The sequence below is a fragment of the Streptomyces oryzae genome (assembly GCF_017676365.1).
GTDB classification, from domain to species: domain Bacteria; phylum Actinomycetota; class Actinomycetes; order Streptomycetales; family Streptomycetaceae; genus Streptomyces; species Streptomyces oryzae.
The window spans coordinates 33,433-44,100 of record NZ_JADKMA010000034.1 but is presented as its reverse complement, the minus strand read 5'-3'; the positions used below and the strand labels follow the sequence as shown (position 1 = coordinate 44,100).

10 protein-coding genes are annotated in these 10,668 nt (G+C 70.8%); 1 reads left to right on the top strand and 9 read right to left on the bottom strand.

Annotation, left to right across the window (positions count from 1 at the left end; translation table 11 throughout):
- The 4 genes from ITI46_RS09470 to ITI46_RS09455 form a co-directional block, all read right to left on the bottom strand.
- The coding region (locus ITI46_RS09470) for a questin oxidase family protein (RefSeq protein ID WP_209238993.1) at nt 1-912 on the bottom strand (912 nt) is incomplete at its 3' end.
- 115 nt (nt 913-1,027) lie between these two features.
- Nucleotides 1,028-1,837, bottom strand: a complete 810-nt coding sequence (locus ITI46_RS09465) for an ABC transporter ATP-binding protein (RefSeq protein WP_209238992.1) — start codon at nt 1,835-1,837, stop codon at nt 1,028-1,030.
- Between the two features lie 80 nt (nt 1,838-1,917).
- Nucleotides 1,918-2,661, bottom strand: coding sequence for an MBL fold metallo-hydrolase (locus ITI46_RS09460; protein ID WP_209238991.1), 744 nt, complete (start codon nt 2,659-2,661; stop codon nt 1,918-1,920).
- Between the two features lie 146 nt (nt 2,662-2,807).
- A complete protein-coding gene (locus tag ITI46_RS09455) occupies nt 2,808-3,416 on the bottom strand; it encodes a hypothetical protein (RefSeq protein ID WP_209238990.1) in 609 nt (202 codons plus the stop codon).
- Nucleotides 3,417-3,655: 239 nt separating this feature from the next.
- Between ITI46_RS09455 and ITI46_RS09450 the strand changes: the two genes are divergently transcribed.
- Nucleotides 3,656-4,720 carry a LysR family transcriptional regulator gene (locus ITI46_RS09450; RefSeq protein WP_209238989.1) on the top strand — a complete coding sequence of 355 codons (1,065 nt, stop codon included), beginning with the start codon at nt 3,656-3,658 and terminating at the stop codon, nt 4,718-4,720.
- 100 nt (nt 4,721-4,820) lie between these two features.
- On the opposite strand, the gene ITI46_RS09445 is transcribed toward ITI46_RS09450, so the two are convergent.
- The 5 genes from ITI46_RS09445 to rhaI all read right to left on the bottom strand — a co-directional run bounded on the left by ITI46_RS09445 (nt 4,821) and on the right by rhaI (nt 10,584).
- Entirely contained in the window at nt 4,821-5,489 is a 669-nt protein-coding gene (locus ITI46_RS09445) for a LutC/YkgG family protein (RefSeq protein WP_209238988.1), read from the bottom strand.
- Nucleotides 5,486-7,018 (bottom strand): lactate utilization protein B, encoded by a 1,533-nt coding sequence (locus tag ITI46_RS09440; RefSeq protein WP_209238987.1) that lies wholly within the window; start codon nt 7,016-7,018, stop codon nt 5,486-5,488. The genes ITI46_RS09445 and ITI46_RS09440 overlap by 4 nt, the downstream gene beginning before the upstream one ends.
- A gap of 85 nt (nt 7,019-7,103) precedes the next feature.
- Nucleotides 7,104-7,856, bottom strand: a complete 753-nt coding sequence (locus ITI46_RS09435; RefSeq protein WP_209238986.1) for a (Fe-S)-binding protein — start codon at nt 7,854-7,856, stop codon at nt 7,104-7,106.
- Entirely contained in the window at nt 7,847-9,403 is a 1,557-nt protein-coding gene (locus tag ITI46_RS09430; RefSeq protein WP_209238985.1) for a rhamnulokinase, read from the bottom strand. Before ITI46_RS09430 ends, ITI46_RS09435 begins: the two co-directional genes overlap by 10 nt.
- Nucleotides 9,391-10,584, bottom strand: coding sequence for an L-rhamnose isomerase (gene rhaI / locus ITI46_RS09425; RefSeq protein ID WP_209238984.1), 1,194 nt, complete (start codon nt 10,582-10,584; stop codon nt 9,391-9,393). The genes ITI46_RS09430 and rhaI overlap by 13 nt, the downstream gene beginning before the upstream one ends.
- Between the last annotated feature and the right edge of the window lie 84 nt (nt 10,585-10,668).

The following is a 10,668-nucleotide window of genomic DNA, read 5'->3' as shown; positions in this document are numbered from 1 at the left end:
GCCTTCCGCAGGTGCGTACACGGCCGTGACGGCTGCGCTCGCGGACCAGGCGGCGTCCACGCTGGCCGCCCACAGAGTGCGGGGCAGTGCAGGCAGGGTGCGCAGTACGGCGTTGGGCGCGGTGGCCGCGTGCACCAGCATGACCGGTGAGCCGTGTGCGTGGGTGGCGTACCGCCGGGTGGCCACGCGCACGATCTCCTCCAGGTCGGCCCGGGCCCTGTCGGGATCCGTGCTGCCGGCCCCGTCAGCACCGATCCGGCCGGCACGCCCCACGGGGTGCGGTCGCTGCGGCAGGGCCGTGATGCGGGCGAGCCGCTCGCGGATACCGCCGCTCTGATCGGCGATCAGCGGCACGGCGTCATAGCCTGCCTCTGCTGACGCTTCGGCGGGCAGCAGCTCGATCCCCGGCAGGGCGCTGTGCCGGGCAGCCCAGTACCCGAGCGCGTGGGCCAGCTCTCTGTGGCGCGGCGCAGTCCGGCCATCCTCCGCGAGCAGGGCCCGTACGGCGTGCCCCGTACGGATCACCGGATGGGTGGCGCCCGCCGAGATGCCCGGCAGCAGCCGCGGCCACCACAGGGCGAGCACGTCTCGCCAGGGGCGCTCCTCGACCTGGTGGGTGAAGTAGCGGATCCAGTCGGCGAGGCGACGCGGATCGCCCAGCGCCTCACGCCAGTTGGACTCGGTCACGGGCGAGTCCTCTCCTGGCATGTCCTCCAGCTTGTCCCGGTAGGCATCGATCCAGCGGTGCACGGCCGGGGCCTGCCCGTGCCGGACCAGCGACTCGACGGCCATGGGCGCGTGGTTGCTGAGCCAGCCCTCGCGTTCCGGTCCACTGATGTGCAGACGCTCCAGTGCCTCGTCCAGCGTTCCGGAGGCGTCGCTGCTGCCCACATTGCTCGCTGCTGAGTCCATACCGGGAGGGTACGAGCGGACGAGGCGCCCGGTAACGGACGCGAGACCGACCCGGACTGGCCCTAAAGTCCTAGACAATCCGGACCTCGGAGGCGGGCGGGGAGCAGGGCCGGGACTACGCCGAGCGGCCCGAGCGGGCCAGCCAGCGGCCGTCCTGGCGGGTGACTTCGATGGGGCGGCCGAAGCACTGCGTCATCAGCTCTCCGGTCAGCACCCCGGAGACGGGACCGCGGGCGGTGATCCGGCCCTCGCGCAGCAGCAGTGCGTGGCTGGTGGTGGGCGGAAGCTCCTCCAAGTGGTGGGTGACCGTCACGGTCGCCAGGGAGGGGCGGTCCGCCGCCAGCCGGCGCAGCGCGTCGATCAGGTCCTCACGGGAAGGCAGGTCTAGCGCGTTGAAGGGCTCGTCCAGGAGCAGCAGCGACGGGGCGGGCATCAGCGCCCGGGCGATGAGGATACGGGCCCGCTGGCCACCGGAGCAGACCGCGAAGGGCCGGTCGGCCAGCTCTTTGCACTCCAGCTGCGACAGCAGTTCGCTCGCCAGCCGGCGGGTCGCGTCGTCGTACTTGCGCCACAGGGGCTGCACGGTGCCGGTGGCGCCCGTCAGCACGACCGTGTGCGCGGTCGCGTCCTGCGGCACGCGCTGTGTGGTGGACACGTGGCCGATGTGGGCGCGCAACTCCCGCACATCCACCCTGCCGAGCCTGTTGCCCAGCACCTCGACGCTGCCTGTGGTGGGATGCATGACGGCGCCGAGCAGCTTCAGCAGGGTGGTCTTTCCGGCGCCGTTGGCCCCCAGCAGCGCCCAGTGCTCACCGGCCCGCACCGACCAGTCGATTCCGTCGAGGATGAGCTGGTCCGAGGTCATGCGCCGGACACCGACCCCCTCCATCGAGGCGACCTGACGGGGCGCGGGCTGATGCTGCATGGGGGCCTCCCGGAGGTGCTGCGGGTGGACGCACACACGGAACAGCCGGCTCCGTGCGCGTGCGGCGTGCGGCGATCACACTAGCTGTATGCTGCAGCCGCTCGCGCGAGGATTTCCCCGCCACCGGAGGCGATCGGCGCGCCGTGCCCGAAGCAGACGGTCTCCACGCCCTTCTCCTCGCTCAGCGCGCACAGCCGCTGGAACGCGGCCACGGTGCGCCCGATGTCCTGGTTGAAGACACCCGGCGCCGGGTCGTCTCCGACCAGGGCGACCGTGTCACCGGTGAACAGAGTGCGGTGCTCGGGCAGCAACAGCGCGAGGCTGCCCTCCGTATGCCCCGGAACCGACAGCACGGTGGCTCCGCCGCCGAGCTCCAGTACGTCCCCCTCGTCCACCTCGCGGTCCACCCTGCAAGGCGGAGCGAGCGGCAGTACGGGTGCGTCGGCTGTGACGCCCCAAGGGGCCATCACCTCGTCGAAGACATCGCGTTCCCACTGCGGAGCGTTGGCCATGTCCGGCGGAGGAGAGGGCGCCTCGCCGCGGATGACGGGAGCGTCGGCGCGGTGTGCGATCACCTCGGCCCCGTGCCGCGTGGCCAGTTCGGCGGCCGATCCCGCGTGGTCGGGATGGAAGTGCGTGAGCACGATACGGCGCAGCGCCGCCGGTTCGGCACCGCTGTGCCGGATGGCGTCCTCCACGGCGTCGGCGCTTCCGGCCGGGCCGGTGTCCACGAGGGTGAGGGCGTCACCGTCCCGCCACAGGTACGCCTGGCCGACCGGAAACGGGATCACATGCAAGAAGGGACGCACTGTCTGGGAGTCCATGGCGTGACCGTATGCCGACCCCCGGCGCGGTTCCGTGGCGTTACGCCGGGGGCGTAGCTGCTGCGCGCTGAGCGAACTCCGGCGCGCAGCAGGGGCGTCGGGACAGGCGGGACGACGTAGCAGTGTGCCCAGGGGCGCACCGGGCGTCAGCGGCCCCGGAGAGCCTTCTTGTAACGCCCCACAGGCGGCAGCCAGCACAGCACGACAGCGACCAGACCCAGCAGGATGGCACCGAGGCTCGCCGAGTACAGCCCGGTCGGAGCCGCGTCCCGGAGAACGAGGGCGTGCGGGAAGGCGGCCGACAGCAGAATGACGATGGTCAGCAGCACCCGGGCCCAGACGGCACCCTTCCGGGCGCCCAGCGCGAGCAGCAGCACGGCAACGGCGAACACCATGGCGATCGTGGCCCGCGCCGACATGGTGCTCTGCCACTCGGTCACCACGCTGTCCCACATGGTGCTGGAAAGCTGCTTGATATCCGCCGCGTCCGTTCCCGCGGTGAGTCCGACCGCGGTCGGGTCGCTGTCCACCGCGTTGCGCACGTTCTCGTCGGCCAGGTCCTTGCCGCCGATGTACACCATCAGCGCGCTGAGGGCTCCGGAGAGGGCCGTCAGCACGGTGACGGCCAGCATGGCGACCACCAGGCCGGGTCTCTTGACCGGACCGGCTGCCCGGTGGCCGGGGCCGGGGAAGCCGGCCGGCATACCGCCGGGGGCGGGCATGCCGGTGTGGGGGGCGGTCTGTGGGTGGTTCACGAGCGGAAACTCCTTGCAAAGTTGCAGGGGGGAAGACGGAACAGTTCGACCCTTGCACGGAAACACCTGGGCGAACCACCGGTTCAGGAAAGGAATGTGAAGAACATTGCACATGAACTCACGGACACCTCGGGGAAGTTAGGCTGCTGGGCCCTGCAGTGCCGAATCAAGGAGAGTGAACAGCACATATGCCCCTGCCAAGCACGCCCGACTACCCGTCCGGGTTGCTCGATACAACAATGGATCAACTCCGCACCCTTCTCGCGGTTTACGAGGAGGGCACGGCGCTGGGCGCTGCCCGGCGGCTCGGACGGGAGCAGTCCAGTATCCAGAAACAGCTCGACACCATGAATCGCAAATTGGGTGACCACTGTGGAGAGCCGCTGTTGCGCAAACGCGGTCGCGGCGAGCGGGTGCAGTTCACCCGCACCGGCGAAGAGCTCGTCCGGCTGGCGCGCGGCACGCTCGACGGCTGGCGTGAAGGGCTGGACAGCGCGCGCAGACGCCGCGGCCGCAGCCTGCGCGTCGGCTCCACCCGGTACACGCTCGGCTATCTCCTCAACGCGGTCGAGCAGGTCAACGACCGCTTCACCCGGGAGGGAGTGGAGCTGACCATGGCGCACGTCCGCAGCGGAACGCTGCTGGACAAGCTCCGCTCCCACGAACTGGATCTGGTGTGCGGCAGCATCCTCGTCTCGGCGTCTGCGGGGGCCGCCGAGACGACAGCAGCTGCCGAGCACGACGTCCGGCTCGCCGGCTACGAGGTCATGGAGTGGCGGCGTGGTGGCTTCTGCTTGGTCACCAACCAGCCGGACACCGATCTGCCCTCGGACTGCAGACAGGCCGGCAGGGGGGTGGGTGTGCGGTCGCTGCCCAGGCTGCCCCTGGTGGTCTCCAGCGACGGGCTGATCCCCAATGTGCTCCGAGGCTGGTTCGGCCCCGAGTACCGCCGCCGGATGCGGATAGCCGCCGAGATCGACTCGGCCCACTACGGGTTCGAACTTCTCAGCTCCCGTGTGCTGTACGGCAGCATGCTCGTCACCCAGGGCATCGGCGAGGCGATCGCCGAAGGCAGGCTCCCCGAGGCACAGGGGCTGCGCACCCTGCCACTGGCGGAGGACATGGGGACGAACCAGCGGGTGCTCGTAGGCGCCTTCCGCCGGAGCGAGCCGGAAAATCTCGATCCCGACCACCCCGTCAGCCTGCTGTGGGACGAGCTGGCCCGCCAGCACGCCCGGATCCGCGAGGAGGAACGGGAGTCGGCGAGACACGAGGCCGAACCGCTCGCCGCACCCGTCTGCTGAGACCAAAAGGCCGCGGGTCCGCCCGCCGACGCGACGCTCACGAGCGGAGCCCGGCGGGCGGCTCGCCTGCGGTCGGGCTCACCTCTTGATGCCCTGCCGGCTAAGTCGCATCCGGTGCGTCCCAGCCCTGCGCACCCACCAGGACGACATCGAGAGTGCGCGGGCCATGTACGCCTTCCACGCGGTCGAGTTCGATGTCGCTGGTGGCGGAGGGGCCTGAAATCCACGTCTGGGGCCGGGCGGGGTCCAGGCGTTCGAGAGCCAGGGGTACGGAGTCGACGACCTGCTCCGGCACCCGCACCACACAGATGTGATGGTCCGGAACGAGGGTGATACGGCGCCGCCCCTGGTCCGCGGACGCGTCCAGCACCAGGGTGCCCGTCTCCGCCACGGCGACCGCGCACCCGGTCACCACGCTGTCCACCGCGTCCAGGTCGAGCGGCGTCAGCGTCGCGGAGTCGCGCACCTGCTCGACATCCATGGGCAGCCACTCCTGGGGCACTCCGGCGGGCGTCACCACACTGCGTGAACCCCGCCGTGCCAGTAGCTCCGCGATGGTCTCCGGCAGGCTCTCCGGCGTGCTGTGGTGCACATGGGCCCGGTAGTCCGTCAGATGGGCGGCCAGCAGTTTTGCCGTCTCCCTGGGGGAGCGTCGGCCGTGCACGCGCAAGTAGGCGCGGTCGAGCGGAGTCTGCTCGGGCCGCTCGGCGCGCGGCACGTCGGCCAGGGCGCGGCGGACCCGTCCCAGTACGGTCTCGCGGCTGCTCACCGAGTGTCCTCCCGCTGCCCGGTGCCGTCCGCACCCGTCGTACTGTCGCCTGCCGGTGCGCTGGCCGAGGGGCCGCGGGTGCGCCGCCACCAGTCGCGGAAGGACTCCGCCGGCACCTGCGGCACATCCCGGGTGTCCGTCCACGCGCGTCCCGGCCCCGGCAGTCTGCGCGGCATCAGACGGCGCGCCCGGGCGGCGAACCCCTCTCCGGTGCGCAGGACGCGCGGGTGGTCGAACGTCCAGGAGGCCGCCCGCATGGCGGCACGCTCGGCGGCGTGCCCCTTGGCGGGCCGCACAGTCGTACGCTGCCCGCGCACTGTCGCCGTGCCGCCCTGTACGACACGCTCTCTCAGGTGCACCAGCACTTCGGGAATGTCGATGGCCACCGGGCACATCTCATAGCAGGCACCGCACAGCGACGACGCGTACGGCAGGGAGGCGTCGAGCCCGGTCTCCATGCTGTCCAGTTGCGGCGTGAGGATCGCGCCGATCGGCCCCGGGTAAGGCGAACCGTAGGCATGCCCGCCCGCGCGCTCGTAGACCGGGCACACATTGAGGCAGGCCGAGCAGCGGATGCAGCGCAGCGTCTGCCGGCCCACCCGGTCGGCCAGCGTGTCGGTACGCCCGTTGTCCAGCAGCACCAGGTGGAAGTCGCGCGGCCCGTCGCTGTCCGTGGTTCCCGTCCAAGTGGAGGTGTACGGGTTCATCCGTTCGGCCGTCGAGGAACGCGGCAGCAGTTGCAGGAAAACCTCCAGGTCCCGCCAGGTGGGGACGACCTTCTCGATGCCGACCACCGAGATCAGCGTCTCGGGCAGCGTCAGACACATCCGGCCGTTGCCCTCGGACTCGACGACCACCAGGGTGCCGCTCTCGGCGACCATGAAGTTCGCGCCGGAAATCCCCACCTTGGCGTTCAGAAACTTCTCCCGCAGGTGCAACCGCGCGGCCTCCGCCAGCTCCGCGGGACGGTCCGAGAGCCCCTCCGGCGCCGGGCGACCCCAACGTCCCATCCGCTTCCGGAATATGTCCCGGATCTCCCCTCGGTTGCGGTGGATGGCCGGAACGAGGATGTGTGAGGGGTGATCGTCCCCCAGCTGCACGATCAGCTCCGCCAGATCGGTCTCGTACGCCGAGATCCCGGCACGCGCCAGCGCCTCGTTGAGGCCGATCTCCTGGGTGGCCATCGACTTGACCTTGACGACCTCCCGCTCACCCGTCTCCCGCACGAGCCGTGTGACGATCTGGTTCGCCTCTCGGGCGTCGACCGCCCAGTGCACGGTGCCGCCCGCTGCGGTGACCGACGCCTCCAGCTGCTCCAGATAGTGGTCGAGGTGGCGCAGGGTGCGGTCCTTGACCTGTGCGCCAGCCGTCCGCAGCGCTGACCAGTCCGCCAGCTCGGCCACCGCCCCGGCGCGCTTGTTCCGGATGGTGCGCGTGGCGTGCCGCAGATTGCCGCGCAGCCGCTCGTCCCTGGTCGAGGTCTCGGCCGCTTCCGGGAACGGCGGCATGCCCAGATACGTGACGCTCACCGCAGCCCTCCGTCCGCTTCTGTGCCCGCACGACGTTGTGCGGGTGGTGTGCCGGGGCGCGGGCCGGCAGCCGTGCGCACGTCGCTCACAGCGGTGACTCCTCCGTGCTCGCCAGAATCTCCGCCAGGTGCACGGGACGCACCCGCGAGCCCGCCCTGGAGAGGGTGCCGCCGATGTGCATCAGGCACGAGTTGTCCACAGTGCACACCGATTCGGCGCCGCTCTCCTCGATATGGCGGGCCTTGTCGGCGCCCATGGCGGAGGAGACGGCCGCGTTCTTGACGGCGAACGTGCCGCCGAAACCGCAGCACTCCTCGGCGCCTTCCAGCTCCCGCAGTTCGAGCCCCTTCACCTGCTCCAGCAGCATCCGGGGCCGCTCTCCCAGACCGAGCATGCGCAGTCCGTGACAGGTCGGGTGGTAGGTGACGGTGTGCGGGTAGTAGGCGCCCACATCGGTGACCCCCAGCACGTCCACCAGGAACTCCGTCAGCTCATAGGTGCGCGGCACCATCCGTTCCGCCACCGCCGACAGCACTCCGCCCCGCCCCTCGGCCGCCGCCTTCGCACCGATCCGCGGATAGTTCTCCCGCACCATGGCCGCACACGAGCCGGACGGTACGACGATGTGGTCGTAGCCCTCGAACGCCGCTGCGTAACGGTGCACCAGAGGCTCGGTGGCGTGCCGGTAGCCGGTGTTGAACTGCGGCTGGCCGCAGCACGACTGGGCCTCGGGAAAATCCACCCGCACGCCGAGTCTCTCCAGCAGCGTCACCACGGCCTGCCCGGTGCGCGGATAGAGCGCGTCGTTGACGCAGGTGACGAAAAGCGCTACCCGCACGGCGCCTCCCTTCCGTCCTCGCGCTGCCGGCCGCCCGGGGGCGGGTCGCCGCGCAGCCGCGCCGCGGCCTGCTCCCACAACGAATGATCACCCGTCGGGGCATACTGTCGCAGCCGCACGCTGCTGCGCACCAGGCCCCGCAGCGCGGACAGGGGACCGCTCACTGCTCCGGCCGTACGCGCCTGGACCAGTACGTTCCCGTATGCCGCGGCCTCCACGGGCCCGGCGACGACCGGCAGTCCGCAGGCGTCGGCAGTCAGCTGGCACAACAGTGCGTTGCGTGCCCCGCCGCCGACGATGTGCACTGTTTCGATCTCCTGTCCCGACAGCCGCCGGGCGTCGAAGACCGCCTCCCGGTGCGCGAGGGCGAGCGAGTCCAGGACGCAGCGTGTGGTTTCGGCGGGGTCGCGGGGCACCGGCTGGCCGCTACGGCGGCACGCTTCGGCGATCCGCCGGGGCATGTGCCCGGGCTCCAGGAACTCCGCGCCGCCCGCGTCCACGACCGAGCGCAGCCCGGGCACCCGGGCGGCCGACTCCAGCAGCGCTGCCAGCTCCTGCGGCTCTCCCTCGGCCTCCCAGGCGCGCAGGCACTCCTGGAGCAGCCACAGCCCCATGATGTTGCGCAGATAGCGCACGGTGCCGTCCACACCCAGCTCGTTCGTGAAGTTCGCCGCCCGGCTCTCCTCGGTGAGCACGGGGGAGGCGAGCTCCACTCCGGCCAACGACCACGTTCCGGTGGCGATGTACGCGAAACCGCCGCCCTGCGCGGGCACCCCCACGACGGCGGACGCCGTGTCGTGCGCGCCCACTGCCGTGACGGGCACGCGCCCCGCCAGGTCCGTCTCGGCGAGCACGCCGGGCAGCAGCTCTCCGGCCGGATCCCCGGGGGAGCGCAACGGGGGGAAGAGGCTCAGATCCAGTCCGAGCGCATCCGCCACGGGCGCCGACCAGTCGCGGGTGCGCGGGTCGATGAGCTGGGTGGTGGAGGCGATGGTCAGCTCGGTGCCGCGCTGCCCGGTCAGCCAGTACGAGATCAGGTCCGGAACGAGCAGTAAGTGGCGGGCCGCACGGAACTGGCGGCTGCTGCGCGCGGCGGTCAGCTGGTAGAGCGTGTTGATGGGCATCCGCTGGATACCGGTGTGCGCGTAAAGCTCGGCGGCGGGCAGCACCTTCTCGACCTCGGCCGGCATGCCCTGGGTGCGTGCGTCCCTGTAGTGCACGGGATTGCCCAGCAGGGCGCCGTCCGCGTCCAGCAGAGCGAAATCGACACCCCAGGAGTCGATCCCGACCGAGGCCAGACCTGCTGTGGCGGTTTCCGCCGCCCCACCTGCCGCACGCAGCCCGTCCAGTACGCCTCTGTAGAGCCCGAGCACGTCCCAGTGGAGGGTGCCGAGCACCGGAACGGGCCGGTTGGCGAACCGGTGCACCTCCTCCAGCGTGACCCTGCCGTCCTGGAGCAGGCCGAGCATGACCCGGCCGCTCGACGCGCCCAGGTCGACGGCGGCGAACGGGCCCCGGACGGCGGGCAGGTGCGTCACGCCCCCCATCCCGCCTGCCGGCCGCCCACCCGGTCGCGCACGATCGCCTCAGCCCATCCGGAGGCCGCATAGGCCGCCATCGGATCGCGGTCGGCGCCCAGTTCCTCCCGTACCTCCCCCAGCAGCGGCCGCACGTCGGTGTTGTAGGCGTCCATCAGGACCGCGTTGGCGCCCAGCACGTCCCCGGACTGCTGTGCGTCGCGCAGCGCCTCCCGGTCCACCAGGAGCGCCTTGGCGGTGGCCTCCTGCACGTTCATCACCGAGCGGATGATGGCGGGAATCTTGGGTTCGATGTTGTGGCACTGGTCGAGCATGAAGGCGATCCCCGGGTCGCTCTCCGCGCTCTCCGGTGTGCCGGGCAGCCCGCCGCCCGCGCGCACCTCGTACAGGATGCGGAACAGCTGGAACGGGTCGGCGGCGCCCACCATCAGATCGTCATCCGCGTAGAACCGCGAGTTGAAGTCGAAGGCGCCGAGCTTCTGTTCGCCCAGTAGGAAGGCGACGATGAACTCGATGTTGGTGCCGGGTGCGTGGTGGCCGGTGTCCACGCACACCCGCGCCTTGGGGCCCAGCTTGAGGCAGTGCGCATAGGACGTGCCCCAGTCGGGCACGTCCGTCGCGTAGAAGGCGGGCTCGAACAGCTTGTACTCCAGCACCAGCCGCTGGTCGGGGCCCAGCCGCTCGTAGACGCTCCACAGCGCCTCTGCAAGCCGCTCCTGGCGGGCCCTCAGGTCATCCTGGCCCGGGTAGTTGAGACCGTCGGAGAACCACAGCTTCAGATCGCGCGAACCAGTGGCGTCCATGATGTCGGCGCACTCCATCAGGTGGTCGAGCGCCTTGCGGCGTACGGCGGGATCCGGATTGGTGACCGACCCGAGTTTGTACTCGTCCTCCTGGAAGACGTTCGCGTTGATCGCACCCAGCCGCAGCCCGCGCTCACCGGCGTACTCGGCGAGCGCGGCGTAGTCCTCGGTGCGGTCCCACGGGATGTGCAAGGCCACCAGGGGCGCCACTCCGGTGTGCTGGTGCACCCGTGCCGCGTCGTCCAGCTTCTCGTGGACCGTGCGCGGGACCCCGGCCTGTGCGAACACCTTGAAGCGCGTGCCGGAGTTCCCGTACGCCCATGACGGCGTCTCGATCCGCTGCCGGCTCAGCGCGGATTTCACGAGCGCGAGGTTCTGCTCAGCCATACGGCTCCTTGAGTGGACGCGGCGCTGGATTGGTGCCGCCGCCCTGAGCGGGCGGGAACGCGAGGGAAGTGAAACGATTCAGAG